We start from the raw sequence: 25662 nt of genomic DNA on the forward strand, positions 1-25662 counted from the left end.
GCCATAACTTATCCTCCGTAATTGTAGTGAAATAGTCTAAATATCTTTCGCCTACAATTATAGAGGGAAACAGAGTGTTAGGAAATCCGCAGGAATATTTGGCGCTTACTGTTTTTTGTCTTGTGGTACTAAAATGGTACTAAAGTGAGCTGTGCGTGAATAGTTTCATTTACGCCTGAGGCCATGTTATTTTCCACTCAAAATATTCATTAGGAGAAATCTCTCCACTATTTAATTTCGTTTTCATTTCACACCATTCCGAAAGGAAATCATTTACCAATCCATATTCAAAAGTTAATGCGACAGGTGAACCTGTACTGTCATAATCATCTTCGTTGTAAGTTGGTCTGGCAGCCTCGGAAGATTTTGCAGGTGTCATTGCAGTCAGATGAATCAGGTTGCCGGGAGCTGTGTACTCTGGGAATCTTGTACCTTTTCCACGTGCCGGGAGAGATGTGGCACTTTCTTCAAGCCAGAAAAGTGTTTCAATGATATCTTCAGCAGCACCAAGGCTGTAATCAGAGATTGCCTTGTAATTGCAGCGCAAAGCATCAGCAAGCTTTAGAATCATATCTTCACCGGGAATGCGGGCACCGGTTTCATACTGGGATATGCGGACAGACATATTTTTGCCTTCAAAGCCAAGTGCACCGCCAAGCTCATCCATTGTCATTTTACGGAATACCCGTATTTTCTTTATTCGTTCACCAATTGTCATAGTGTAGTCACCTCCGTTTATCTGTCCCTGATGGACTGTTAAAGACAGTATAACACGGAAAAAATGAAAATGGAAGTTTTTCTATACAAGAACATTAGAAAAATTTCTTGACAATTCAATACCACACGGTATAGAATAATATTAATTCAATTATCTATACGATATGGTATTGAAAAATAGTTAAATGAGCGGTACCAGAAATCTAACAGGCATTTGCCATGACATTCATAGGAATCGAGCGAATGTAGACACTCCCCCAAGCGGACCGAGTACCTCGAGCAGGAGCGGGCGGTATTACAGGAGATTATCTCAGGTAAGGAGGCTGGTAGTGACATCAGCAGAACTGGTATGGAGAAACGCCAAAACAAATATTTAAAGGAAAGGTGGTGAAAGGCATGAACGAAAAGTTTTTAGAAGTAGGAGATGTGATGCAGATTCTTGGAATTTCAAGATCAGCAGCATACAAGCTTATGAGACAGATCAATAGTGAACTTGAAAAGAAGGGTTACATTGTTATCCGTGGAAAAGTAAGCAGAAAATATTTTGAAGAACGCATTTATGGTATGAGTGATGCAGGATAAGCAACAGGTAAGAAGATTGTGACAGAGGCAGGTGCAGAAGCGATACGGCTTAGGCATCTTCTTCATATGGAAAGAAGGAGATGATGAATATGCCAGCTTATAAAGACAGTAAGACAGGCACCTGGTTTGTCAAATTCTATTGTAAGGACTGGACTGGGGAAAATAAACAGATAAAGAAGAGAGGATTTGCAACAAAGAGGGAAGCACTTGATTATGAGCGTAATTACAAAATACGGCAGGAGAATAATCTGGATATGACATTTGGAGAGTTCTGGAAGCTGTATACAGAGGATGTGAAAAATTATGTCAAACTCAACACATGGCTTACCAAAGAACACATTGTGGATACAAAGATACTTCCATATTTCAGGAATCTTAAGATGAATGAGATTACACCGGGAGATGTACGCAAGTGGCAGAATGAGATGGTAGCATTCCGTTATGAGAATGGGAAATGTTATTCCCAGACTTACAAGAAGACAATGCACAACATTTTAAGTGCGATATTCAATCATGCATGCAGGTTTTATAATCTGAAATCAAATCCGGCAAGACAGGCCGGAAATATGGGCAGGGAAGAAAAGAAGGAAATGCTTTTCTGGACAACTGAAGAATATAAGAAGTTTTCAGAAGCGGTGATTGATAAGCCGGTTTCATTTTATGCATTTGAAATGCTGTACTGGACGGGAATGAGATTAGGTGAGCTGCTTGCACTTACGATGGAAGATTTTGATTTTGAAAAGAACACAGTCAGAATAAATAAATCGTATCAGCGGCTGCAGGGGCAGGATGTTATTACAACACCGAAAACACCTAAGAGCAACAGAACAATCAAGTTGCCGAAGTTCCTTGCCGAAGAAATGCAGGAATATTTTGCAATGTTATATGACCAGACACCAACAGACAGGATATTTCTGGTAACAAAGAGCTTTCTTCATCATGAGATGGAGCGTGGCTGCAAGTTATCAGGTGTGAAGAAAATCAGAATTCATGATCTTAGGCATTCGCACATTTCACATCTGATCGACCTCGGGTTTTCCGCAGTTGCAATAGCTGACAGGGTTGGTCATGAGAGCATTGATATCACATATCGTTATTCGCATCTGTTTCCGTCAAAGCAGGTGGCAATGGCGGACAGACTTGATGCTGTCAATGCAAGCTTTGAGGATTGCGAAGAGCAGGATGATGATGTAGAAATCATGCAGACAGAGGAAACAGCACCTATTCCAGATTGTTTTGTACAAGATGGAATGGACTTACTAAAGCATCAGGAATAGTGGATGCACTTGATGATAAGGAATATACTGGCAGTCTTGTCACATTGTTGCAGGCAGGAACTGATTTTGTGAGAAATAATTCCAAGAAAGCATGGCGTAAGGTTGGTGACGGCAGAATTGAAATGCCTGATTATCCGGATAGAGCAGTGCTTGAAGGTGTAGTAAATGCATTGATTCATAGAAATTATCTGGAGATAGGTAGTGAAGTCCATATAGATATGTTCGATGATAGAATTGAAATATATTCACCTGGTGGAATGGTAAGTGGAATATCTCTTGAGGGGAAAAATCTATTGAAAATTCCGTCAAAGCGAAGAAATCCGATATTAGCTGATATATTCAGCCGTTTAAAATATATGGAGCGTAGAGGTAGTGGATTTAAGAAGATATTGGCAGATTATGAGGGACAAGTAGAATTTGATGAGACCAAGATGCCAGTCTTTGATGCAGATAATGATGATTTTACATTGACTTTGTATAATCTGAATTATGGCACTAATTATGCAACACAGGTGAATGAAAATGTCATAGAAAATGTCATAGAAAATGTCATAGAAATTTCGGAAGAAAAAATGAAGCAGTTAATGCCAGAGTATTCTAAGAAGAAGCTTACTAAAGCATGTGAGATCCTAAAAATGATTTCCGAAAATCCGAATATTTCTATTGATGAATTAAGAATAGCCTTAGATGTCACAGATAGAACAATTGCTAGATATATATCAGAATTAAAGGATAAAGGTATCATAGAACGAAAAGGTCCAGATAATGGTGGTAAATGGAAAATTAAGTAAGTGAATGACAGTAAATATGGCACTCAATGTGACACCCAAACTTTTACTCAAGAATATTCCGAAGTTAGTCTCAACGAAGTCTCACGAGATTTGAGACTGAGGAGGTTCAAAATCATGGACATAAGCAAAAGGAATTGGAAATTATTTCGAGAAAGATTATCAGGCAGGTTTATTAGGAAATAGATAAAATGTATGAGAAGAATGCACTAAATAATTTTAAAGATGTATTGGGAAAATATTGTGCAATTAATCAGTTTGTTGAATTGTCAAAAAGGTGTTTTTTGGTTGAACATCAAAACGAGATACAGAAAAGGGATACATTTGTGAAGTTAGCAACAGAATATGCAGTAACTCTGACAAATTATGATGCAGATTCGATGGTTTGCGAAATATGCAGAAGTTATATTGTTAATGTTCATTTGTGTTTTGAAACATTTTTGAAAGATGTATGCCGGCAGATAAATAAATACGGAAAGAATGAATATAAACCGAGAATTCAAGAAGAGTCATATTTATCATGTGCAGTCAGAAATATTTGTGGTAATAACTTATCTGATGATATGAAACCTTTGTATGAGTTATGTGAATACTATCGACTGATAAGAAATACTTCGGTTCATGATTTCTGTGAGGTTGATTCTCATGAAAAAGAATATCGTAAATTACAAAAGTATAATTTTAAGACCGAGGCTAAATTTTCAAAGCTAGTAGCACCAAATAAATATGAAGAAATATCATTCGATGATTTTGTTATGTTTTCTAGATCTTGTGTTGAATTGGCAACATACATTTTTGAGAAAATGGCTTATGATTATACTAAAATAGCTTTGGATATTCCAGATAAGCAAATAAGTAAATGGCGGAAATATAGTAAAAACCGTCAAGAGAAAGCGCTTTGCTCGTACATAAAGACCTTGTATAAGGTGGATGAAGAGTTCATAGAGCAAATACCAAAACTTCTTAACATGATTATTGACCCGATAGTCTAATGGTAGGGCGTCCCCCTTCATAAGTGCATTTGCAACAGTGCACTTATGAAGGGGAAAGATGTGGTTCGAATCCACATCGGGTCTTTTTATAGATATTACTAACGAAAACGCAGGAGAGAGGTGTTAATGATGGCGAGTTCTTATTATCAAAACTTAATTAAACGTGTTTTAGAAGCATCTACAACGGATAATTGGGAAATAGCAGTGCGGGAATGGGATATTGTTGATTGTGAAGAAGATGAGGAACATGCATCAGAATGTGTATGTGGAAAAGAGAATCTGAGATACTTATTTACGATTAGAAATAGAGAAACAGGTAGAAGTTTATACCCGATAGGATCTTCTTGTATAGAAAAATTTGAGCGAGATGATTTAGATTATGAAGTAGATGTTCAAATGGATATGTATCGTTTAGCGCATGCTATGGAAAGAGGAGAACGAATAGAATTAACTTCAAAGTACTTTTCGAAGAAATTACTATATGCATTGTATGAAGAAGGAGCATTTGCACCCAATAAATATAATAGGTATGATGGAACAAATGATTATCAGTTTATGTTGGATATGTTCAATAAAAGAAATAAGAGTGAGATTACAGAACAGCAGCATAGAAAGATAAGAGGTTTGATAGCATATTCTATCAAGCCATTTTTAAGAGAACGACTAAAATATAAGTGAAGTTTATATAAATAACAATAGAAACAAATAGTAATTTAGCAAAAGGCATGATTTATCAGATTTTTACTGACGATTGTGTAGCAGAAAGTAAAGTATACCTGAGCAGACAAGTTAAGAGAAATCTTGCAAAGGCAATCGATTTTATTCAGTACATAGAAATTTTGTGGTACTGCCCATTAGTACCACAAAATTTCTAGTTGCAGAAACATCGTCTGGAGATTATAATTTCCATAGGTGGACTTGCAAACTATCAGATGATTATTCTCTGAATAGTAAACGAACCTGCAAGCCACCGGAACTACACACAATAATGAAAAAATGCAATGGTACTGGATTGGTACTAAAAATATGTGAAACGAAAAATAATGTGTGGAAAAGGTGTGAGATATCAATACAAGATAGTATAGATAACTGTATTGGAATAATCTGAATCAAACCAGAATCTGCGAATTCGAATAATAAAAATTTTCTGGAATTCCTTATAAACAGGGCATTTCAGAGCAAATAAAGTTCTATTTGATAACAAATTGATAACACGAGAGATTTTGGCATTATTTATCCGGAATCTTGTGGTTATCAGGTAATATGTGTGAAACCAACAAAAAGGTCTTACTGAATTGAGTGAAATCAATTTGGTAAGGCCTTTTTCGTTGGTTTTTTATTTATCGTTTTTGGGATAATTATACCGCCACTGATCATATTCTTACTGAGTGATTTCTCCGGATTTTAGCTTTTCAGCTTGTTTCTGCCATGCATGGAACATATCAAACATAGAAAGGTAGGTGGTTCCCTTGGATTTGTCCAGCTGGAGGCAGAGTTCTCCGTTAACCTCACCAATATGAAGTCCGTAAAGGTCTTCTAATGCAACAGTTCCTGTTCAATATATGTCCTGTTGGACAGGGTTAAATGTTTTGGATTATGTTCGTTTATATGGTAATCCTTTCCAACAGACAGATAACCATGTGGAATTGTATCAAAAACTATGTGCAAGAGTAAATTCCAGATTTGCCATTTGGGATTCAAAAAACTGGAATTTAAAATTTCACTTTACGGCTGTGAAAAATATATAGAAATAGAAAAGCTGTAAAATTTTACGTTGAATTTTACGACTTTTTGTGTATAATAAAAGTAATAGAAGCAATGTGAATACGGACTGCATAGTAGGTTGTGTTCATGAGCAAGAAGTCAATGCGAATGCGAATGTCCGCTTTATCAAGGAAAGGAGCTGAAAAAATATGGCAAATATTTTACCAGTGTCTGATTTAAGAAATTATAATGAAGTTTTGAAAAATTGTCATAAAGGAGAACCGGTATATCTGACCAAGAATGGCAGAGGACGTTTTGTAGTTATGGATATTGAAGACTATGAGCGTGATCGTGCAGAGAAAAAGCTTCTCTTGAAGCTGCAGGAAGCTGAAGAAGCAGTGAAAGATGGCGAAGGTTGGCTGGATCTGGACGAACTGAAAGCACTTGTGGGGGAATAAGATGTTAAAACTGCGGATTAATCCGATTGTTGTAAAGGATTTGAAAAACATCCGAGATTATATTGCTGAAGATAACGAAGAATATGCAGCAAAGACCATAAAGGAAATTTACGGTAAATTTGAAAACCTTCAGATGTTTCCTGGAATGGGGTCGGATCTCTCCAAACGGGTCAGCTTTCGGACAGATTATAAATATGCGATATGGGAAGATTATGTGATTATCTACAAGGTCAATAACGAATATGTAGAGATTTATCGTGTAGTTAACCGATATCAGAATATCACGAGAATCTTTGATTGATAACAGAGATATGATAACAAATTGATAACACCATTCAGTACAGTCTATGGACTTAGGATAGTGGAACATATATAGAAAGGCTGCCCGAGAACGATTGATAAATGCACAAGACGAACTGAAAGAATACAAGAAACATAAAACAATTTATGTAGGAGACATCGAAAAAGAATAGATAAAATGTTGAAAAAGACATCCGATACCTAACATTTAAGATATAACTCTTAACAAAAAGGTATAACGGATGTCTTTTTTGTGCGATATACTTGCATCAACGAACATAAGGAACAAGTGCACAGGTTTCTTCACTCAGATAACAAATAAACAAAGGCGTATTAGAGGAGGAGAATCATGGGAAATCAAAAAGAAACTCAGAAAAATCCGCAATATAAATATGCGTCTACAAGAGAAAAATTGTGTTTTGGAATTGGGGCAATCGGCAAAGATGCGATTTGCAATTTGGTAGGAGCATTTTTAATGCTTTATTTTACAGATACTTTGTATCTGGCACCGGCATTTGTCGGCGTACTGTTTTTTGCAACAAGAATATGGGATGCGATTAATGACCCGATGATGGGAATGATTGTTGACAATACACATACACGTTTTGGTAAATTCAGAATCTGGCTTGTAATCGGAACATTGGTAAATTCAGTTGTATTTGTTTTGCTATTCCACAGTTTTAACCTGTCAGGAACAGTATTATACGTATATGTATCTGTTATGTACATCTTATATGGAATCAAATATACATTCAGGGCAGTAGAAAGAAAATAGGAAGAATGTGCGAAAGAAACTGGAATAGCGGTCCAGAGAGAATCTGATATAACGGATATAGAAAAAGCGGTTCAGCTCCGAAGTTACGATAACTCCGGTATACTGATCCGCTTTTGCTTTTTGGAGAGAATATTTACTACTCCGGGATTTTCTGAATAATAGTCCTGTTAATAACAATCAGGAAGATCACAGATACGATCAGAGAAAACACCTCTGCAATAGGGAAAGACCACCATACTGCGTGAAGGCCGCCGAGTTTTGACAAGATATAGGCAGCAGGCACAAGTACAACCAGCTGACGCATAATTGATACAACCATACTGAAAATCGCTTTTCCGAGGGACTGGAACACAGTTCCTGCAATGATACAGAACCATGCGATCAGGTAATGGAAGCCAATGATGCGGAGGGCCGGAACACCGATTGCCAGCATGTCTTCTGAAGCACTGAAAAATCCGAGAAGAACCTGCGGAATTCCCTCAAAGGCGAGGAAGCCAATAAAAGTAAAACAGAATGCAATCAACATACTGATCTTAACAGTCTGAAGCATACGCTTTCTGTGGCGGGCACCGTAGTTGTAAGCAATGATCGGTGTGATACCATTGTTCAGACCGAATACAGGCATAAAGAAAAAGCTTTGAAGTTTGAAGTATACACCGAATACAGCTGTGGCTGTAAAGGAAAAATTTACCAGTATCAGGTTCATGGAATAAGTCATGACAGAACTGATGGACTGCATAATAATGGAAGGTACACCTACTGCGTAAATAGTTCCGATTATTTTCAGATCAGGGTGGAATCCTCTGAGAGTAAGGTGCACTTCGGGGTTAAATTTGTGATTGCAGATACCGGCAACTATACAGGCAACGCATTGTCCGATAACTGTAGCAACGGCGGCTCCTGTTACGCCCATTTTTGGAAGTCCGAATAATCCGAAGATCAGGACTGGATCCAGAATGATGTTTGTGATGGCACCGCAAAGCTGAGATGTCATGCTGAAAATGGTTTTTCCAGTGGAGGTAAGCAGACGCTCGAAGAAGAACTGGGCAAAAAGTCCAAAGGAAAAAATCATAACAGTACTCAGGTAGTCAATTCCGAATTTCAGAAGTTCAGGATTGGAACCATGTGTCTGACTTGCATAAAACGGTCGTACAGCAGTAAGCCCCAGAATCAGGAACAGCAGATAACTCAGGCAGTAAAGAAAAGAAGCATTTCTGGCTGTCAGATCAGCTTTTTCGAAGTTCTTTTCGCCCAGAGATTTGGACAGCAGTGCATTCATACCGACTCCTGTACCGGCGCCGACAGCGATTAGCAGTGTCTGAAGCGGGAATGCCATGGAAACTGCAGTCAGAGCATTTTCCGACAGCATTGCAACGAAGACACTGTCCACGATATTGTACAGTGCCTGTACAAGCATGGAGATCATCATGGGCAGCGACATGTTCAGAACAAGCTTGCCAACAGGCATAGTCCCCATTTTGTTTTCTGCAATGGGAGCAGTGTTTGTATCTTGTTTCATACTTCCTCCAATATGTGATTTTGATAATGTTTTTCAATAAACATGCTAACATGAATGAATTATATATGCAATGGATTAAGAAAAAGAGTTGGCTGAGCAGACTGAACAAAGCAAATGTCAGTTATTTCTGCCGGAGCCTCAGCAAAAAAAAATGAATCCTGTTCATTGCTGAAAGCGAGCACAAAAAAGACAGCTGCCTGGAAAACCAGAGAGCTGTCCTCAGCCGGAAAATATATCCGTTCCAGATACAGGGCAAGACGAAAAACCCTGGGGAAAAGAGCCTGATTAATTTCAGGCTTTTTTTCAGTTATTCACCTTTTTTCTTCTTTTCCAGATAATCATTCAGTTCTGCATTCAGGATATCTGTGATAAACATATGTCCCGGAGCATGAGTGATCACGATCGGAGGTTTGGCATTTTCAACAGCTGCCTGAGGTGTTACACCACATGGCCAGAAAACCGGAATCTCGCCTTCATAAATATCAACAGCTTCGCCATAGTCTGGTTTCATGACATCTTCAACACCGACTTCTTTCGGGTCGCCCATATGTACAGGTGCGCCGTGAACGTTTGGCATCTGGAAAGTGATGTCGTAGGCTTTTTTTGCATTTTCAGGAGTCATTGGCCGCATGGAGCAGACCATCGGACCGGAAAACGGGCCAACAGGAACAGTCTGGATGTTGGTTTTGAACATAGGTACATTTCGTCCCTGAGCAATATGGCGGATTTCAATTCCTTCTTTCATAAGAGCCTCTTCGAAAGAGAAAGAACATCCGATGAGAAAACCTACATAGCCTTCTTTCCAGTATTCAGAAGCGTCAGTGATCTCTTCTGTAAAAACGCCGTCTCTGTAGATACGGTATTTGGGAATATCAGTACAGATGTTACCGCCCTCGCCCATGTCGTGAGTTTCAGGAGTACCTTTGATAATTTCAAGAATCGGACACGGAAACGGGTTCTTTTTGGCATATTCTTCAAAATCAGCGGCATATTCCGGAGGAAGGATGACCAGGTTTGCCTGAGCGTAGCCACGGCACATACCAGCGGTAGGAAAATCGATAACGCCGTCACGGATCAGCTTACGAACTTCAGCGGGTGACATGTTTACATAAGGTGTGATATCAAAAGCCATAATGAATACCTCCTGTTTTGCACTTTAATGTATTAATGATATAAATTATATTATACATAAAAAAAGAAAAAATTGCAATGATAAGAAACGTTACATATAGTATACTAATGTTGCTGTGAACAGTAACGCTATTGTTGGTATGAGATTTGGAGGGAAAAGCCCCCAATTACGACATGGAGGAAAAATGAGTAACATTATAAAGATAACAGATTTGAATCTGCCGGAACTGGACATATATGCCAGATGTACGGAAAATCAGCTCCTGCATTATTATGAACCGGCAGGAGGACTTTTTATAGCGGAGAGCCCGAAGGTAATACAACGTGCACTTGATGCAGGATGCGTACCGGTTTCAGCACTTGTTGAAGATAAACATATAGAAGGAGAAGCTGTGGAAATACTCAGACAGTGCGGAAACATCCCTGTATACACGGCTTCCTTTAAAATCCTGACCCAACTGACCGGATACAAACTTACAAGAGGGATGCTCTGTGCCATGAAGCGTCCGCAATTGCCGAAAGTGGAAGAAATCTGCAAAGATGCCAGAAGAATCGTAATACTGGAAAATGTTATGAACCCAACAAATGTGGGTGCGATTTTTCGTTCTGCGGCAGCACTTAACATGGATGCAGTAATATTGACAGCAGGATGCAGTGATCCCCTGTACCGTCGGTCTGCCAGAGTAAGTATGGGAACAGTTTTCCAGATTCCATGGACAAGCCTGGACAAAAAAATTTCCTGGCCTGATCCGGGGATACATACGTTGAAAAAACTGGGATTTAAAACCGTGGCTTTTGCGCTCAGAAATGATTCAGTCAGTATTGATGATCCTGTGCTTATGCAGGAAGAAAAACTGGCAGTGATCATGGGAACAGAAGGCGAAGGGCTGACGGAAGAGACAATGGCGGCCTGTGACTATACAGTAAAAATTCCCATGTCACACGGGGTGGATTCACTGAATGTTGCGGCTGCAAGTGCAGTTGCATTCTGGCAGCTGGGAAACAGATGATTATGAACATTGAATTGGTATACATATGATTTTCAGGAGGAAAAAAGAATGGATATTGTTGAAAGATTTTTAAGATATGTGCAGATAGATACGCAGTCAGAAGATGACAGAGAGGAATTTCCAAGTACGGAAAAACAGCGAAATCTGGCAGTTTTGCTGAAAAAGGAACTTATGGAAATGGGGGCAGCCGAGGTTCGTCTCGACGAACATTGCTATGTTTATGCAAAAATCCCTGCGAATACAAATCATAAAGTTCCGTCGATTGGTTTTATTTCTCACATGGATACAGCGCCTGCTTGTTCAGGAACCGGGATTTCACCACAGATCCATCGAGGATATGATGGCGGTGAAATTATTCTGAACAAAGAAAAAAATATCAAAATGAGTCCGAAACAGTTTCCTGAACTCCAGGATTATGTGGGGAAAGACCTCATCACATCAGACGGAACGACCCTTCTCGGTGCAGATGACAAGGCCGGTGTTGCTGAAATTATGGCAATGGCAGAGTATTTTCTGACACATCCGGAATTGAAACATGGGGATATCTGTATTGGATTTACTCCAGATGAGGAAGTGGGACGTGGCGCAGATTTTTTTGACCTGAAAGGTTTTGGCGCAGAAGTGGCATATACTGTGGATGGAGGTGCACTTGGAGAGATCGAGTACGAAAACTTCAATGCTGCTTCAGCAAGAGTAAAGATACATGGTGTAAATATCCACCCCGGTTCAGCGAGAGGTCAGATGAAAAACTCCCTTCTGATCGGAATGGAATTTCAGCAGATGCTGCCAGTGTTTGCAAATCCTGCATGTACAGATGGATATGAGGGATTTTTCCATTTGGATTCCATGAGTGGAAATGTAGAAGAAACAGTGATGGACTATATTATCCGTGATCATGACAAAAAGAAATTTCAGGAGAAGAAAGATCTCGTAACAGCTGCTGCAGAATATATGAACAAAAAGTACGGCGAGGGAACAGTGGAACTGATTATGAAAGATTCTTACTATAATATGAAAGAAAAAATCGAGCCGCATAAATATCTTATTGAAATTGCACAGAACTCCATGAAAGCTGTAGGAGTAGAACCTGTGACGCTGCCGATCAGAGGCGGTACAGACGGAGCGAGACTTTCCTATGAGGGACTTCCGTGCCCGAACATCTGTACAGGTGGACTCAACTTTCACGGAAGATATGAGTATGTCTGCATTCAGTCCATGGAAAAAATTTCAGAGATGCTGATTGAGATTGTGAAGGAATTCGTTACTGTTCACAGGTAATATCCCGAAAGGTGTTTTGACATGAATATTGACCAAGTTGCTGTGAACGGAGTGAACAGTAACAGGAATTCCTGAATATAGAGCAGAAATGAGTGACTTTGTAGATAAAAAAGCGTATAATAAAATTAATATTGACCTTTTTTCAGGAAAAGACAGGAGAGCAGAAACAGAAATGAAAAATTTTGATCTTACTTTTTATAAAGGTAAAAAAGTTCTTGTAACAGGACACACAGGATTCAAAGGTTCCTGGCTTTGCCGTATGCTTCTTGACCTGGGAGCAGAAGTAACAGGATATTCACTGGAACCACCCACAGAGCCAGCGCTTTTTACACTGACTGAGCTTGGAAAACAGATGAACTCAGTTATCGGAGATATCCGCGATCTTGACAGACTGATGCAGGTGTTTCAGGAAACCAGACCGGAGATCGTACTTCATCTGGCTGCACAGCCTATAGTGCGGGAATCATACAAAAATCCTGTATACACTTACGAAACCAACGTGATGGGAACAGTAAATATTCTGGAATGTATCCGTCAGACGGACACAGTAAAATCATTCCTGAATGTGACTACAGACAAAGTATATCATAACCGTGAATGGGAGTGGGGTTACCGTGAAAATGATCCCCTTGATGGATATGACCCATATTCCAACAGCAAATCCTGCTCAGAACTTGTGACACACAGCTACAAAAATTCATTCTTTGCAGACAGAGAGATAGCAATATCTACGGCAAGAGCCGGAAATGTGATCGGTGGCGGTGATTTTGCCACAGACCGTATTGTACCGGACTGCATCCGCGCGGCACTTGCAGGAAAACCCATCCAGGTACGCAATCCACACTCCACACGTCCATATCAGCACGTACTGGAACCACTGTATGCATACCTGATGATCGCAGCCCGTCAGTACGAAGACAGGAAATATGAAGGCTACTACAACGTAGGCCCCGGAGATGAAGATTGCGTGACAACAGGTGAACTGACAGAACTTTTCTGCCAGACCTGGGGCGAAGGCCAGACCTGGGAAAACCACTACGCAGGAGGCCCCCATGAGGCAAACTTCCTGAAACTTGACTGCTCCCGCTTACGTCAGACCTTCGGATGGAAACCAGCCTGGGGCGTCAGAAAAGCAATCCAGCAGACTGTAGCCTGGACAAAATCCTGGCAGGCAGGCGAAGACCTTAACCAGGTCATGACCACCCAGATCCATGACTTCCTGATGACTGAATAAAAACCATGCCAGAGTGCGCTTACACCAGACGAAATAGAAATACACTTCCCCATACAAACTAACCAAAACTCGCAGTCTATATTTTCATACAAACACGAAAAGTTAGACTGCTTATGGGTATTAATGTGTATCACTCATCGGGGAGAACAATTTATTTGTATTACCAACTTCAGGTGGAAGCAATTGTTTTCGAGTACACAAACCTCATAACTTTGAAGCCGTTTGTGTATCCGAAAACAATGACTTACACCGTGAATTATATAATATAAATCGAATATCACATACCGTAAATTATGATACAGATACAAAAAAGGAGAACCACATGTTTGAAAATATGACCGAACAACAGGCAAAAGACCAGATCCTCGATATGGTCGACAACTACTGCCAGAAATACCACAACAACCAGAAACCCTTCCACGAAGGCGACCGAATCCCCTACGCATCCAGAGTCTATGACTCAAAAGAAATGATGAACCTCGTAGACAGTGCACTGGAATTCTGGCTCACAGCAGGAAGATACGCAGATCAGTTTGAAACAAACTTTGCAAAATATCTCGGAATCCGTTTCTGCTCACTCGTAAACTCAGGATCATCAGCAAACTTACTCGCATTCATGGCACTGACCTCACCACTTCTGAAAGAACGCCAGGTACTCCCGGGAGACGAAGTAATCACAGTGGCAGCAGGATTTCCGACAACCGTAGCACCAATGATCCAGTATGGCGCAGTACCCGTATTCGTAGATGTGACTATACCACAGTATAACATCGACCCTTTGAAACTCGAAGAAGCAGTATCCCCAAAAACAAAAGCAGTCATGCTTGCACATACACTGGGAAATCCGTTTGACCTGAAAGCACTGAAAGACTTTTGCCAGAAACATAATCTCTGGCTGATCGAAGACAATTGCGATGCACTTGGATCTGAATACGAGATCGACGGACAGAAAAAACTTACAGGAACCATCGGAGACATCGGAACTTCCAGTTTCTATCCGCCACATCATATGACAATGGGTGAAGGCGGAGCAGTTTATACAGACAATCCGCTTCTTCACAAGATTGTCCGCTCTCTCCGTGACTGGGGACGTGACTGCAGTTGTCCATCCGGAAGAGATAATCTCTGTGGACATCGCTTTGATAAACAGTATGGAGAACTTCCGTTGGGATACGATCATAAATACGTTTATTCTCATTTCGGATATAACCTGAAAGCTACAGATATGCAGGCAGCAATCGGATGCGCACAGCTGGAAAAATTCCCGGGCTTCGTTGAGAGAAGACGTCATAATTTCGCACGCCTCAGAAAAGGCCTGGAAGGAACTGAAAAATACTATATTCTTCCGGAAGCATGCCCGTCATCAGATCCGAGCTGGTTTGGTTTCCTTATGACATGTAAAGAAGGAACAGACCGTAGCAAAGTAGTTCCTTATATTGAAAACAAAGGTGTACAGACCAGAATGCTCTTTGCAGGAAACCTTACAAAACATCCATGCTTTGACCAGATGCGTGAAAAAGGAACCGGATATCGTATTGCAGGAAGCCTTGAAAACACAGATCGTATCATGAGAGATACTTTCTGGGTAGGCCTTTATCCGGGAATGACAGACGAAAAAATTGATTATATGGCAAAAGTGATCCGCGAGGCAGCAGAACAGTAATTCCGAAGACAGTAACGGAGGAAACAAAATGGAATTTGATGAAAAATTACGCTGGTATGGGTTCTGGGCGAAAGACCGCCTGGAAGGCGGAAAGATCCGCAGATATTATGATGAGATCAAAGACAGCTACCGAAAAGGAACCCCTGTGGAACATACACAGGAAAAAATCCGAAAACTGATCGCTCATGCAGCACGAACAACAGAATTCTACAAAGATTATCCGGAGGACACACCGCTGGAAAAAATGCCGGTCATGAACAAAGACGCATACCGTAATAATTACGAGGCATGTCAGTCCAGTGTGTACAAAGAAGCATCTGATAACCGAATCATGTATACAAGCGGTTCTACAGGAACACCGTTTGCAATGATTCAGAACAGAAACAAAATACTCCACAACACAGCTGCGAGTATTTTTCTCGGGGCTGCAGGCGGTTATTATATCGGAATGAAAAATGCATTTGTCCGCATGTGGGTAGGAGATCATGCAAAGAAAAGCAAACTTTCACAGATTGCAGAGAATCTGATCATGATGGATTGCTCCAATCTGGATGATAAGAAACTTGCCGAAATGGTATCCGTCATCCGGGACAAAAAAGTCAAGGTCCTGATCGGCTACTCAGCAGCTCTTGGAGAAATCGGACGTTTTGTTGAGGAGCATAATGTAGATACCAGCGATTTCTGCATAAAAGCAATCCTTCCTATTTCTGAGAGCATGCCCAGTGAAGTTCGCAGAAAACTGGAAAAACAGTTCCGCTGTACAGTACGTTCCTGGTATTCCAACGAAGAAAACGGAATTATGGGAATACAGAGAGAAGAAGATGAAAGCTATCGGATCGATACAGAAAGCTATTATTATGAGATCCTGAAACTGGACAGTGACGAACCGGCAGAACCAGGTGAACTTGGAAGAATCGTTATCACAGATCTTTATAATTATGCAATTCCACTGATCCGCTATGATAACGGCGATCTTGCTGTTTATGAAAAAACAGAAAAAAACGGCAGGGTAAAATTTTATCTGAAAGAGCTATATGGCCGTAGAGGAGATATGATCTATGACTGCAAGGGCAGGATTGTTTCACCATTTGTACTCCTGAACGGACTTTCCATGGCAAAGGGGATTAACCAGTACCGTTTTATCCAGGAAGATGTGACCAGATATAAACTGTGGCTGAATGGAAACAAAGAAAAAATCGACGAAAAAGCCATTCTTGACTTTATTTCTCCATATTTTGGAGAAGAAGCTGAGATCACAGTAGAATATGTAGATGAAATTCCGGTGCTGAATTCCGGAAAACGTAAATCATTTGAGAACAGGTGTGAGAAATATAATAAAAAATAATTCAAACCAAAAACGAATTGTATCAAACACAGCATATACCATAGGTGGTGCGCTGCTGATGAATGGTGTCCTGCAGATTATCGTATATCCTCTGCTGAACCGGATCATGGGCAGTGACCAGCTTGGTGAGCTGCTTTATCTTATGGGGCTGGTAGCGATTCTCTGTCCGTCTGTAGGACAGGCTTTAAATACCAGCCGCCTTGTTGTACGCAGGGATTATCAGGTAACAAATGGAGATTATAATATTCTGCTTCTTGCGTTTGGCGGGATCGGAACCCTTGCAGCATTGATCACTGCAAAATCTTCCATGACATCACCGGCCGTTATCCTTTGGACAGTTATTCTCCTGATGACGACTATTTTCCGGTATTATGGTGACGTGGAATACCGTCTGAATCTTAATTATCAGAAATATTTTGTTTATTACAGTGTACTTACTCTAGGATATCTGGCAGGTTTTGGCCTCTATTTCCTTACAAAAAACTGGTTTCTTGTATTTGTTACAGGTGAGGCAGCAGCCATTATTTATCTGGCAGCGACAGGAACTGTATTCGGAAAATTTTTCCAGACAAGCCAGTGGTTTGGAAAAGCTTTTCAGAGAGGCGGATTTCTGGTATTTTCTTATCTTATTACGAATCTTACATTAAACATAGACCGCCTTGTACTCGAAAACCTCATCGGTCACCTTGCAGTTACCCAGTATTATGTGACATCTCTGATCGGTAAAACTCTGGTGCTTCTGGTAGCACCTGTAAATACCATTATCATATCGTATCTGACCCGTAAACAGGAACGTATGAACCGCAGACAGTTCCTGATGTTTACCGGCATCGGATGTGCGGTCAGCTTTATGTTCTTTATCTGTGCTCAGATCGGAACGCCGATTTTTGTAAAACTGTTTTACGGAGATCTTTATGAGTCAGTAAAAGGAATGATCACTGTGGTTAATTTAAGTCAGATTCTTGGTGTATTATCTGCTTATCTGTTTATTGTGGTCCTTACTTTTACAGAGGAAAAATGGCAGCTTTTTCTGCAGATTTTCCATCTTGTGGTGATTATGGCACTTGTATTGATTTTCACCGGAAGCGGTGGCATAATGGGGTTTGCAGAAGCAGTACTGATCGCCAATGCGGTGCGTGTGGCGGCAGTGATTCTGCTGGGACTTATTAAAGCCGGCAGATGATTATGAAAGGAAGAAGAAATGCAGGCAGGAGAAATTTTGAGACGTACAGCTTTTAATACTCTGGACAAACTTCAGGGTGGGAAGCTGGAAATGATTAAAAAAGTAAACAAGCGGGAGATTATGGAAGGCGTAACAGAAGAATATGTGCAGAGACGCATTGATACTCTTCTGGATCATACGAAAAAACATTCCGCATACTATAAAAAATACGAGAATGCTTCAGACATTACAGAGTTTCCTGTAATGACAAAGATGGAATATAACCAGAACAAAGACAGCATCCTCTGCGATACATATCAGGACAGAAAAGACAGCCTGTTCCGTCTGAGTACCAGCGGTTCTACAGGAGCACCGTTTACTGTACTATGTGACGGCGACAAAATGAACCGGGTAAATATGAACTTTATTTCTTTTATGGAACTGAACGGGTTCCGTATGGGAATGAAGCGTGGCGAGTTTCGTGTATGGATCCCGGGCAAAAACGTGATATCCAAATGGAAATCTTTCAAAAATAATCTCATTATGATTGATATTTCCAATATGGGAGATGAGGCTCTGGCAGGAATCTGTGAGAAGATTCGACGTGAAAAAATCCAGGTACTTGTTGTCTATTCCAGTGCACTGACTGTACTTGCTAATTATCTGAAACGTAAGAATGTGGACATCAGCAAATGGGCTGTGGAGATGGTTTTTGCCATGGGAGAAGCGCTTCCGCAGGCAACTTATGATCTTGTAAAAGAAATCTTCGGATTTTCTCCGGTACGTTCTTATGGGAATAACGAAAATGGATTCCTTGCGTGTCAGGTTGGAGAAGAAGACCGCTATACAGTGGATCTTTATAATTTTTATATAGAAATGCTGGAACTTGATTCAGATAAACCAGTGAAACCTGGTGAGCTTGGCAGGATTGTTGTGACAGATTTTTATAATAAAGCATTTCCGATGATCCGTTACGATACAGGCGATACCGGTATTTATCAGGAAGTAATTGATGAAAACGGAAGAAAGCACGGTTACTTTACAGAAATATACGGAAGAAGAGGTTCCATGATGTATAACTGTGCAGGGGAGCCGCTTTCTATCCATGTATTCATGAATGTTCTTATTAATCTGGAAGGCGTTGTTCATCAGGCAAAATGTATCCAGTGGGAAAAGAAACGTTATCAGCTGTTTCTGAATGCTGACCGCAGTAAGATCAATGAAAAGGAAGTTGTGGATTCCTATCGGAAATATCTTGGCGCAGAGGCTCAGATCGATGTGACATATGTAGATGAAATACCGATCGAGGCATCAGGCAAACGTCTGGTATGCGAACAGAAATGTCCGGAGTATATTACACAGCCCAAAACAGAAGAACAGAACGGGCAGGATGGAGAAAATAAATGAAACAGAAAGTTGCCGATTATATAGCTGATTATATTGCAAAATGGGGAATTCGTGATGTTTTTACAGTGACCGGAGGCGGAGCCATGCATATGAATGATGCTTTCGGGCATCATCCGGGTCTTCATTGTACTTATCAGCATCATGAACAGGCATGTGCAATGGCAGCAGAAGCATATGCGCGTGTGGATAACCGGATGGCAGCTGTCTGTGTGACGACCGGTCCGGGAGCAACCAATGCTATCACAGGAATTCTGGGAGCATGGATGGATTCCATACCGATGCTTGTTTTTTCAGGACAGGCAAGATATGCAACTACAGTTCCTGCTTCAGGTCTCAGACTTAGAAGTATGGGAGTTCAGGAGTGTAATATCGTTCCTGTTGTGACTCCGCTGACAAAATTTGCACATATGATCGTTCATCCTGAAAATATCCGTTATTATCTGGAAAAGGCTCTCTATATGGCTGTAAACGGAAGACCTGGTCCGGTGTGGCTTGATATTCCTCTTGATGTGCAGGGCGCAGTCATTGAAACAGATGAGCTGAATGGTTATAACCCTTCCGAAAATCCGGAAGAAAAACCGGCAGAGATTCCGGACGGTATCATAGAACAGATACTGAATAAAATAGAAACTTCTGAACGACCTGTTCTGACTCCGGGAAATGGCGTACGTCTTGCAGGTGCGATCAATGATTTTCACAGGCTTGTTGAGATTCTGGGAGTTCCTGTAGTGACGGGAATGAGCAGTGTAGATGCGCTGGAATCTGAGAATCCGTATTTTGTAGGAAGAAGTGGTGGAACAGGAAACCGCCCGGGAAATTTTGCAGTCCAGAACAGCGATGTACTGCTTTCCATAGGTAACCGCCAGGGTTTTGCACAGACAGGATTTCAGTATCAGGACTGGGCAAGAGAGAGTTATACAATTCTGAATGACATTGATGAAAATGAACTTCGTAAACCGAATCTTCATGTAAGCCTTCCGGTGTGCGGAGATGCAGGAGAGCTGATACATAAACTGATACAGGGCGCAAAACGCAGAGGTGCAGACGAAAATCATCCGCTTTTCAGAAATGAAAAGTGGAGAGAACAGTGCGTTCTCTGGAAGGAAAAGTATCCGGTAGTTACAGAGAAACATTATGAAACAGCAGAAGAAGGCTGCACTAATATCTATGCTTTTTATGAGGAACTTTCCAGGGCAATGAAGGAGAATGACCTTCTGACAGTCAGCGTGGGAACGTCGAGAGTAGCAGGAAGTCAGGCATTCCGTGTAAAAAAAGGCCAGAGATTTATCACAAATCCAAACACAGCTTCTATGGGATTCTGCCTTCCGGCTGCAACAGGTATCTGTGTGGCAGCAAACTGGAAACCGGTTGTCTGCGTGACAGGTGAGGGAAGCCTGCAGATGAACATTCAGGAATTTCAGACGATCATCCAGAACAGACTTCCGATTAAGCTGTTCGTGATAAATAATCAGGGTTATCATTCCATACGGCAGACGCAGCAGAATTATTTCCGCCCCCCGCTTGTGGGTGTCGGTGCTGAGAGCGGGGATTTAAGTTTCCCAGATCTTAGTAAACTTGCACCTGCTTATGGATTTCCGTACAGATCCATCCATAATTCTGTAGAACTGGCAGGTACCATCAGTGATGTGCTTAAAGAAGAAGGTGCCTGTGTATGCGAAGTATTTGTTACGAAACTTCAGAAAACAGAACCGAAGACTTCCGCAAAGAAACTTCCTGACGGAAAAATGGTTTCTGCACCACTGGAAGATATGTATCCGTTTTTGCCGGAAGAAGAACTGAAAGAGAACATGTACATCCCGCTTCCGAAGCGGATGTGACGGGAGAAATTTATGGAACGAATTGTTGTAACAGGAGCCACCAGTATGATCGGGTCGGCTCTTATTGAAGAATGTATCAGACATGATGTGGAAGTTTACGCCGTGGTGCGTATGTCATCAGGTAAACTCGGAAGACTTCCGAAGAGTGAAAAAATCCATCTGGTTGATGGCAGTCTGGACAGACTTCAGATGCTTCCGGAGCAGATTCCGGAGAAATGTGATACGTTTTATCATATTGCATGGGGGAACACCGGAGAAAACCGAAACCGCAGTGCAGAACTTCAGAGCAGAAATATTTCCTACACTCTGAAAGCTGTACAGGCAGCACAGCAGCTTGGCTGTAAACGTTTTATCGGAGCAGGTTCCCAGGCAGAATATGGTCCTCTTGACCTGGATAAAATTTCCCCGGACAGTCCGGTAAATCCCACAACACCTTATGGGGCAAGTAAACTTGCTTCGGGATATCTTGCTTCCATGCTTTGTCATGAACTGGGGCTGGAGTGTATCTGGCCAAGGATTTTCAGCGTTTACGGTATTCATGAAAAAGAAACGACCATGATAGCCGCAGGACTTCGCAAGATGCTGGCAGGTGAACAGACGGAATTTACCCCTGCAATGCAGAGATGGGATTATCTTTACAGCAAAGATGCAGGACGTGCATATTACCTGATCGGTGAAAAGGGAAAAGACGGTGAGATCTATTGTGTGGGAAGTGGACAGGCAAGACCACTGAAAGATTATATCCTCAAAATGGCTGAACTTACCGGAGCACCGGAACCGGGAATCGGGGCAAGACCTTACCCGAAAGGGGCAGTGATGAATCTCTGTGCAGATATTGAATCACTGAACAGAGACACGGGATTTGTTCCTGAATATACATTTGAAGAAGGAATAAAGGAAACCATTGGCTGGCTGAAAGGTCAGACTACAGGAGATACAGAATGAAGAAAAAAATATCGGTGGTGATTCCCACCTATAATGAAGAAGCGAATGTGGTTTCTCTTTCCAAAGCCATTATTGAAGTAATGGAAAGAGATCTCAGTAATTATGACTATGAAATACTTTTTATAGATAATCATTCCAAAGATAATACCAAAGCCCTGCTTCGGGGACTTTGTGCAAATAATAAAAAAATCAAGGCAATCTTTAATGCCAAAAACTTCGGGCAGGCGAGATCACCGGTATATGGTATGAAACAGGCGTATGGTGACTGTGTAGTAAGAATGTGCGCTGATTTTCAGGATCCGGTGGAAATGATACCGAAATTTGTAAAAGAATGGGAAGACGGACACAAGATTGTTATTGGCATAAAAAGTGCCAGCAAAGAGCGTAAGGGTATGTACTGGATCCGTTCCTGTTATTATAAACTGATCAACAAGATCACAGATATTGATCACATTGAACAGTTTACAGGATTTGGCCTTTATGACAGGAAATTTGTTGACGTTGTACGTGACCTTCATGATCCAATGCCGTATCTCAGGGGAATCATTGCGGAACTGGGATTCGATTATAAGGCGATTGAATATACTCAGCCAAAGCGCCGTGCAGGCAAGAGTAAAAATAATTTTTACAGTCTGTATGATTATGCAATGATCGGCATTACATCATATTCCAAGGTGGTAATGCGTCTGGCGACTTTTGCCGGATTTATTATCGGTGGGTTAAGTATGATAGCTGCGATTGTCTATTTGGTGTTGAAACTGATGTACTGGAACCGTTTTTCGGCGGGTGTTGCACCTATGGTGATAGGAATGTTTTTCCTCGGTGCTCTGCAGCTCTTCTTTATAGGTTTCCTGGGAGAATACGTTCTGAGCATCAATACACGTGTCCTTGACAGACCGCTTGTTGTAGAAGAAGAGCGTCTGAATTTCGATGAAGAAGAGTCGGACAGTGAAAAGAAAGCACAGGGGAGAAAAGTATGAATTCAAGATCAGATAAAAAAAAATCCGGCTTTTTTGCAGTAAGAAAAGCGCAGTGGAAATCCATGAAATTATGGAATGGAGATGAACTTTGCAGGCTGGACTGGATCTTAAGTTTGCTGATCCTGGCAGTGCTGTTTGTTACCTGTGTGCATTCTGATGTGAAACTTACCGGAAACCGTTCTTTTCTGATGTATAAACATTTCGCGGATTTTTATGAGGCCAGTTACAGGCAGTCCGGCGGATACTGGGCGAATTATCTTCCGAGCACTTTTATTGCCTATGCAATATGGAACCTGCCGCTGTATCTTACAGGACATGCACCGGAGGCAATACTTACCAACAGCTTTGTGAATATGATGTGGTACAAATTTCTTCCGGTTGTCCTGTATTTTGTGACGGCACAGCTGATGTACAGAATCGGCATGAAACTTGGTTTTGGAGAGAAAAAATCTCTTCTCTGTAAGTTTGCTTTCCTTGTATTTCCAATGGGAGTTTTCAGCCAGTTTATATTCAGTCAGTACGATATTTTTACAGTATTTTTTATGGTCCTGGGGCTGTACCTCTATCTTGAAGGAAAAATATGGCAGTTTGCACTTGCTTTTGGTATGGCCGCAACATTTAAATATCATGCAGTACTTTACTTCCTGGTACTGATCCTTCTCCGGGAAAAAAAGATCCGAAATCTGCTCCGTTATGCGATGATCATGGCAATTCCGCTTATGGTGGAAATCCTTCCAAACCTTGGTTCGGAAGCATTCAGACGGAATGTGTTTGGATTTGGAGCGCTTGATTATGTAAAAAAACCGTTTGCACTTGGCTTTTTCAGCGGCATCAATCTTCTTGCGGCAGTAGCGGCATTTGTGTTTGTGTGGGCATATCAGAAGAAGGTTGAGGAAGAAGAAGCTCTTGCATCATGGGCAATTTTTTTCTGTGTGGCAGTGAGCTTTTCAATCTTCGGATTTTCCACATGGAATCCGCAGTGGATCCTTCTTATGGCGCCGTTCCTTGTGTTGAATATATTTATGAATCAGAATGGAAATCTTCTCCTGATGATCACGAATATTTTCATGGTGGCAATGTATATTTTCTGCAGCCAGAGTATGGTGGATGAAAGAGTTCTTAACGGCGGAATCCTGAAATATCTTCTTAAAGACAGGACATTTGCAGTGCGTATGTGGGATCTTTACAGGTTTCATGACCAGGAACTTCTCTGTACGGCAATGTGGATCGTACTCCTTCTTTATGTAGTGTTCGGACATCCAAGATACCACAAAAACAAAGGCAGCGTTATTTCAAAAGGCCTTATATGGCAGATAAGAACAGCTTTTGTTATCGGAGTTGCAGCCTTTGTAGTTCCAATGTCTGTCTGTGCAGCGGGCGTTTTTCAGGGGAAGGTCGTATTCACAGATAACAGCCGCCAGAATATGGAGATGGATAATATAGTCATGCTGAACAACGACTGTCCGATCGTGCAGGAATTTAAGGCGGACGGAAAAGAACTGTCCAATATAAAAATCCGCACTTATGTGGAATCCGGCGCAGGGCTTTATAATATGAAAGTCACCATCCGGGAAGAAGAATCCGGAGAGGTTATTTATGAAAGTGAAGGCGATACCTATAACCTCACAGAAAACACAGGACTGTATTCATATCTGAGACATTCAGTGGAAGTTGGACCTGGAAAAATCTATCAGCTTGAGATTACCAGTGATGCACCGGAAAACAGCGGAATCGGTTTCTACTGTCTTGATCAGAAAAAGGGAAAAGAACTTCTCTTAAGTCCACAGGAAGATGGAATGGAAGAAAAAAGAAGTCTGCAGATGTGTATTACAGGTGTGGAATGAAAACAACAGGATTTCTGTGAACAGAGAATACAATAACAAATAAGCAGAAAATTATATAAAAATTCTGTAAAGTTGTGTTAATTTTCAGCAATGTGTGTTATAATGGGTTCATGAACAACGAACTCACTAATAATCAGAGAAAGTTGTTTCGGAATACCCAAATAAACAGCAAAGGGGATGGATGTATGAAATTTATAATCAGCGGAAAAAACATCACAGTTTCTGAGGGACTTAGAACAGCAGTGGAGGACAAACTTGGTAAACTGGAAAGGTATTTCACTCCTGACACCGAAGTTGTAGTAACTTTAAGTGTTGAAAAAGAAAGACAGAAAATTGAAGTTACAATCCCGATGAAGGGAAATATTATCCGATCTGAACAGGTAAGCAACGATATGTATGTATCTATCGATCTTGTAGAAGAAGTTATCGAACGTCAGCTTCGGAAATACAAAAATAAAATCGTAGACAAAAAACAGGCTGCGGCCAACTTCCAGAAAGCGTATATCGAAAAAGATTACGAAGATGAAGAGGAAGTGAAAATCATCCGTACGAAGAAATTTGATATCAAACCAATGTATCCGGAAGATGCATGTGTACAGATGGAATTACTCGGACATAGCTTCTTTGTATTCTGCAATGCAGAAACCGATCAGGTTAATGTAGTTTACAAGCGTAAGGGAAACACATACGGACTCATCGAGCCGGAAATCTGA

At 41.0% G+C, this 25662-nt stretch carries 23 protein-coding genes, 1 tRNA gene and 1 pseudogene; 21 read left to right on the forward strand and 4 right to left on the reverse strand.

Annotation, left to right across the window (positions count from 1 at the left end):
* Window positions 1–169 precede the first annotated feature (169 nt).
* The gene (locus tag ACTNB8_RS11505; protein ID WP_118696293.1) at window positions 170–718 is read right to left on the reverse strand and encodes a helix-turn-helix domain-containing protein; all 549 of its coding nucleotides are present in this window, start codon (window positions 716–718) and stop codon (window positions 170–172) included.
* Between the two features lie 395 nt (window positions 719–1113).
* Between ACTNB8_RS11505 and ACTNB8_RS11510 the strand changes: the two genes are divergently transcribed.
* The 6 genes from ACTNB8_RS11510 to ACTNB8_RS11535 all read left to right on the forward strand — a co-directional run bounded on the left by ACTNB8_RS11510 (window position 1114) and on the right by ACTNB8_RS11535 (window position 5034).
* Window positions 1114–1299, forward strand: coding sequence for an AlpA family phage regulatory protein (locus ACTNB8_RS11510; protein ID WP_015560978.1), 186 nt, complete (start codon window positions 1114–1116; stop codon window positions 1297–1299).
* An 89-nt stretch (window positions 1300–1388) separates the two neighbouring features.
* On the forward strand, window positions 1389–2576 hold the full coding sequence (locus ACTNB8_RS11515; protein ID WP_441054796.1) for a tyrosine-type recombinase/integrase: 1188 nt from the start codon (window positions 1389–1391) through the stop codon (window positions 2574–2576).
* Window positions 2576–3367: an ATP-binding protein gene (locus tag ACTNB8_RS11520; RefSeq protein ID WP_441054798.1), complete on the forward strand. Its 792-nt coding sequence runs from the start codon at window positions 2576–2578 to the stop codon at window positions 3365–3367. The genes ACTNB8_RS11515 and ACTNB8_RS11520 overlap by 1 nt, the downstream gene beginning before the upstream one ends.
* Window positions 3368–3555: 188 nt before the next feature.
* On the forward strand, window positions 3556–4356 hold the full coding sequence (locus ACTNB8_RS11525) for a hypothetical protein (RefSeq protein WP_441054800.1): 801 nt from the start codon (window positions 3556–3558) through the stop codon (window positions 4354–4356).
* Window positions 4342–4440: transfer RNA gene (locus tag ACTNB8_RS11530), tRNA-OTHER, on the forward strand. Before ACTNB8_RS11525 ends, ACTNB8_RS11530 begins: the two co-directional genes overlap by 15 nt.
* A gap of 42 nt (window positions 4441–4482) precedes the next feature.
* Window positions 4483–5034: a hypothetical protein gene (locus tag ACTNB8_RS11535; protein WP_117860672.1), complete on the forward strand. Its 552-nt coding sequence runs from the start codon at window positions 4483–4485 to the stop codon at window positions 5032–5034.
* Between the two features lie 703 nt (window positions 5035–5737).
* Here ACTNB8_RS11535 and ACTNB8_RS11540 read toward each other — a convergent pair.
* Window positions 5738–5896: pseudogene (locus ACTNB8_RS11540) on the reverse strand (helix-turn-helix domain-containing protein); the annotation flags it as partial.
* Window positions 5897–6269: 373 nt separating this feature from the next.
* On the opposite strand from ACTNB8_RS11540, the gene ACTNB8_RS11545 reads away from it, so the two are divergent.
* The 3 genes from ACTNB8_RS11545 to ACTNB8_RS11555 all read left to right on the forward strand — a co-directional run bounded on the left by ACTNB8_RS11545 (window position 6270) and on the right by ACTNB8_RS11555 (window position 7593).
* Complete coding sequence (locus ACTNB8_RS11545; protein WP_021905858.1) at window positions 6270–6518, forward strand: type II toxin-antitoxin system prevent-host-death family antitoxin; 249 nt, start codon at window positions 6270–6272, stop codon at window positions 6516–6518.
* A gap of 1 nt (window position 6519) precedes the next feature.
* Window positions 6520–6819, forward strand: coding sequence for a type II toxin-antitoxin system RelE/ParE family toxin (locus ACTNB8_RS11550; protein WP_441054803.1), 300 nt, complete (start codon window positions 6520–6522; stop codon window positions 6817–6819).
* A 348-nt stretch (window positions 6820–7167) separates the two neighbouring features.
* Window positions 7168–7593, forward strand: a complete 426-nt coding sequence (locus ACTNB8_RS11555) for an MFS transporter (protein WP_441054805.1) — start codon at window positions 7168–7170, stop codon at window positions 7591–7593.
* A gap of 136 nt (window positions 7594–7729) precedes the next feature.
* Here ACTNB8_RS11555 and ACTNB8_RS11560 read toward each other — a convergent pair whose 3' ends face one another.
* Window positions 7730–9112, reverse strand: a complete 1383-nt coding sequence (locus ACTNB8_RS11560; RefSeq protein ID WP_441054807.1) for an MATE family efflux transporter — start codon at window positions 9110–9112, stop codon at window positions 7730–7732.
* A 307-nt stretch (window positions 9113–9419) separates the two neighbouring features.
* Window positions 9420–10244 carry a putative hydro-lyase gene (locus ACTNB8_RS11565; RefSeq protein WP_441054809.1) on the reverse strand — a complete coding sequence of 275 codons (825 nt, stop codon included), beginning with the start codon at window positions 10242–10244 and terminating at the stop codon, window positions 9420–9422.
* 184 nt (window positions 10245–10428) lie between these two features.
* Here ACTNB8_RS11565 and ACTNB8_RS11570 point away from each other — a divergent pair, with 184 nt between their 5' ends.
* The 12 genes from ACTNB8_RS11570 (at window position 10429) to hpf (ending at window position 25662) form a co-directional block, all read left to right on the forward strand.
* The gene (locus tag ACTNB8_RS11570) at window positions 10429–11253 is read left to right on the forward strand and encodes a TrmH family RNA methyltransferase (RefSeq protein WP_441054811.1); all 825 of its coding nucleotides are present in this window, start codon (window positions 10429–10431) and stop codon (window positions 11251–11253) included.
* 48 nt (window positions 11254–11301) lie between these two features.
* Window positions 11302–12531, forward strand: coding sequence for a peptidase T (pepT, locus tag ACTNB8_RS11575; RefSeq protein ID WP_441054813.1), 1230 nt, complete (start codon window positions 11302–11304; stop codon window positions 12529–12531).
* A gap of 172 nt (window positions 12532–12703) precedes the next feature.
* Window positions 12704–13765 (forward strand): CDP-glucose 4,6-dehydratase, encoded by a 1062-nt coding sequence (gene rfbG, locus ACTNB8_RS11580; RefSeq protein WP_441054815.1) that lies wholly within the window; start codon window positions 12704–12706, stop codon window positions 13763–13765.
* Window positions 13766–14087: 322 nt separating this feature from the next.
* Window positions 14088–15428, forward strand: a complete 1341-nt coding sequence (gene rfbH, locus ACTNB8_RS11585; RefSeq protein ID WP_441054817.1) for a lipopolysaccharide biosynthesis protein RfbH — start codon at window positions 14088–14090, stop codon at window positions 15426–15428.
* Window positions 15429–15456: 28 nt separating this feature from the next.
* Window positions 15457–16773 (forward strand): phenylacetate--CoA ligase family protein, encoded by a 1317-nt coding sequence (locus ACTNB8_RS11590; protein ID WP_441054819.1) that lies wholly within the window; start codon window positions 15457–15459, stop codon window positions 16771–16773.
* Window positions 16774–16831: 58 nt separating this feature from the next.
* Window positions 16832–17956 (forward strand): lipopolysaccharide biosynthesis protein, encoded by a 1125-nt coding sequence (locus tag ACTNB8_RS11595; RefSeq protein WP_441054821.1) that lies wholly within the window; start codon window positions 16832–16834, stop codon window positions 17954–17956.
* An 18-nt stretch (window positions 17957–17974) separates the two neighbouring features.
* Entirely contained in the window at window positions 17975–19342 is a 1368-nt protein-coding gene (locus ACTNB8_RS11600) for a phenylacetate--CoA ligase family protein (protein WP_441054823.1), read from the forward strand.
* Entirely contained in the window at window positions 19339–21180 is a 1842-nt protein-coding gene (locus ACTNB8_RS11605) for a thiamine pyrophosphate-binding protein (RefSeq protein WP_441054825.1), read from the forward strand. Before ACTNB8_RS11600 ends, ACTNB8_RS11605 begins: the two co-directional genes overlap by 4 nt.
* Window positions 21181–21192: 12 nt before the next feature.
* The gene (locus ACTNB8_RS11610) at window positions 21193–22125 is read left to right on the forward strand and encodes an NAD-dependent epimerase/dehydratase family protein (protein ID WP_441054827.1); all 933 of its coding nucleotides are present in this window, start codon (window positions 21193–21195) and stop codon (window positions 22123–22125) included.
* Entirely contained in the window at window positions 22122–23105 is a 984-nt protein-coding gene (locus ACTNB8_RS11615) for a glycosyltransferase family 2 protein (protein WP_441054829.1), read from the forward strand. Before ACTNB8_RS11610 ends, ACTNB8_RS11615 begins: the two co-directional genes overlap by 4 nt.
* The gene (locus ACTNB8_RS11620; RefSeq protein WP_441054832.1) at window positions 23102–24949 is read left to right on the forward strand and encodes a glycosyltransferase 87 family protein; all 1848 of its coding nucleotides are present in this window, start codon (window positions 23102–23104) and stop codon (window positions 24947–24949) included. The genes ACTNB8_RS11615 and ACTNB8_RS11620 overlap by 4 nt, the downstream gene beginning before the upstream one ends.
* Before the next feature lie 185 nt (window positions 24950–25134).
* Window positions 25135–25662: a ribosome hibernation-promoting factor, HPF/YfiA family gene (hpf, locus tag ACTNB8_RS11625; RefSeq protein ID WP_441054834.1), complete on the forward strand. Its 528-nt coding sequence runs from the start codon at window positions 25135–25137 to the stop codon at window positions 25660–25662.

Origin of the sequence: Blautia sp. HCP28S3_G10 (genome assembly GCF_052065235.1) — a bacterium.
In the GTDB taxonomy this organism is placed as follows: Bacteria; Bacillota; Clostridia; order Lachnospirales; family Lachnospiraceae; genus Blautia_A.

Excerpts from the sequence above, each read along its gene's own strand:
- ACTNB8_RS11505 (WP_118696293.1), bottom strand. The coding sequence starts at position 718 with ATGACAATTGGTGAACGAATAAAGAAAATACGGGTATTCCGTAAAATG.
- ACTNB8_RS11510 (WP_015560978.1), top strand. The coding sequence starts at position 1,114 with ATGAACGAAAAGTTTTTAGAAGTAGGAGATGTGATGCAGATTCTTGGA.
- ACTNB8_RS11515 (WP_441054796.1), top strand. The coding sequence starts at position 1,389 with ATGCCAGCTTATAAAGACAGTAAGACAGGCACCTGGTTTGTCAAATTC.
- ACTNB8_RS11525 (WP_441054800.1), top strand. The coding sequence starts at position 3,556 with ATGTATGAGAAGAATGCACTAAATAATTTTAAAGATGTATTGGGAAAA.
- ACTNB8_RS11535 (WP_117860672.1), top strand. The coding sequence starts at position 4,483 with ATGATGGCGAGTTCTTATTATCAAAACTTAATTAAACGTGTTTTAGAA.
- ACTNB8_RS11545 (WP_021905858.1), top strand. The coding sequence starts at position 6,270 with ATGGCAAATATTTTACCAGTGTCTGATTTAAGAAATTATAATGAAGTT.
- ACTNB8_RS11550 (WP_441054803.1), top strand. The coding sequence starts at position 6,520 with ATGTTAAAACTGCGGATTAATCCGATTGTTGTAAAGGATTTGAAAAAC.
- ACTNB8_RS11555 (WP_441054805.1), top strand. The coding sequence starts at position 7,168 with ATGGGAAATCAAAAAGAAACTCAGAAAAATCCGCAATATAAATATGCG.
- ACTNB8_RS11560 (WP_441054807.1), bottom strand. The coding sequence starts at position 9,112 with ATGAAACAAGATACAAACACTGCTCCCATTGCAGAAAACAAAATGGGG.
- ACTNB8_RS11565 (WP_441054809.1), bottom strand. The coding sequence starts at position 10,244 with ATGGCTTTTGATATCACACCTTATGTAAACATGTCACCCGCTGAAGTT.
- ACTNB8_RS11570 (WP_441054811.1), top strand. The coding sequence starts at position 10,429 with ATGAGTAACATTATAAAGATAACAGATTTGAATCTGCCGGAACTGGAC.
- pepT (WP_441054813.1), top strand. The coding sequence starts at position 11,302 with ATGGATATTGTTGAAAGATTTTTAAGATATGTGCAGATAGATACGCAG.
- rfbG (WP_441054815.1), top strand. The coding sequence starts at position 12,704 with ATGAAAAATTTTGATCTTACTTTTTATAAAGGTAAAAAAGTTCTTGTA.
- rfbH (WP_441054817.1), top strand. The coding sequence starts at position 14,088 with ATGTTTGAAAATATGACCGAACAACAGGCAAAAGACCAGATCCTCGAT.
- ACTNB8_RS11590 (WP_441054819.1), top strand. The coding sequence starts at position 15,457 with ATGGAATTTGATGAAAAATTACGCTGGTATGGGTTCTGGGCGAAAGAC.
- ACTNB8_RS11595 (WP_441054821.1), top strand. The coding sequence starts at position 16,832 with ATGAATGGTGTCCTGCAGATTATCGTATATCCTCTGCTGAACCGGATC.
- ACTNB8_RS11600 (WP_441054823.1), top strand. The coding sequence starts at position 17,975 with ATGCAGGCAGGAGAAATTTTGAGACGTACAGCTTTTAATACTCTGGAC.
- ACTNB8_RS11605 (WP_441054825.1), top strand. The coding sequence starts at position 19,339 with ATGAAACAGAAAGTTGCCGATTATATAGCTGATTATATTGCAAAATGG.
- ACTNB8_RS11610 (WP_441054827.1), top strand. The coding sequence starts at position 21,193 with ATGGAACGAATTGTTGTAACAGGAGCCACCAGTATGATCGGGTCGGCT.
- ACTNB8_RS11615 (WP_441054829.1), top strand. The coding sequence starts at position 22,122 with ATGAAGAAAAAAATATCGGTGGTGATTCCCACCTATAATGAAGAAGCG.
- ACTNB8_RS11620 (WP_441054832.1), top strand. The coding sequence starts at position 23,102 with ATGAATTCAAGATCAGATAAAAAAAAATCCGGCTTTTTTGCAGTAAGA.
- hpf (WP_441054834.1), top strand. The coding sequence starts at position 25,135 with ATGAAATTTATAATCAGCGGAAAAAACATCACAGTTTCTGAGGGACTT.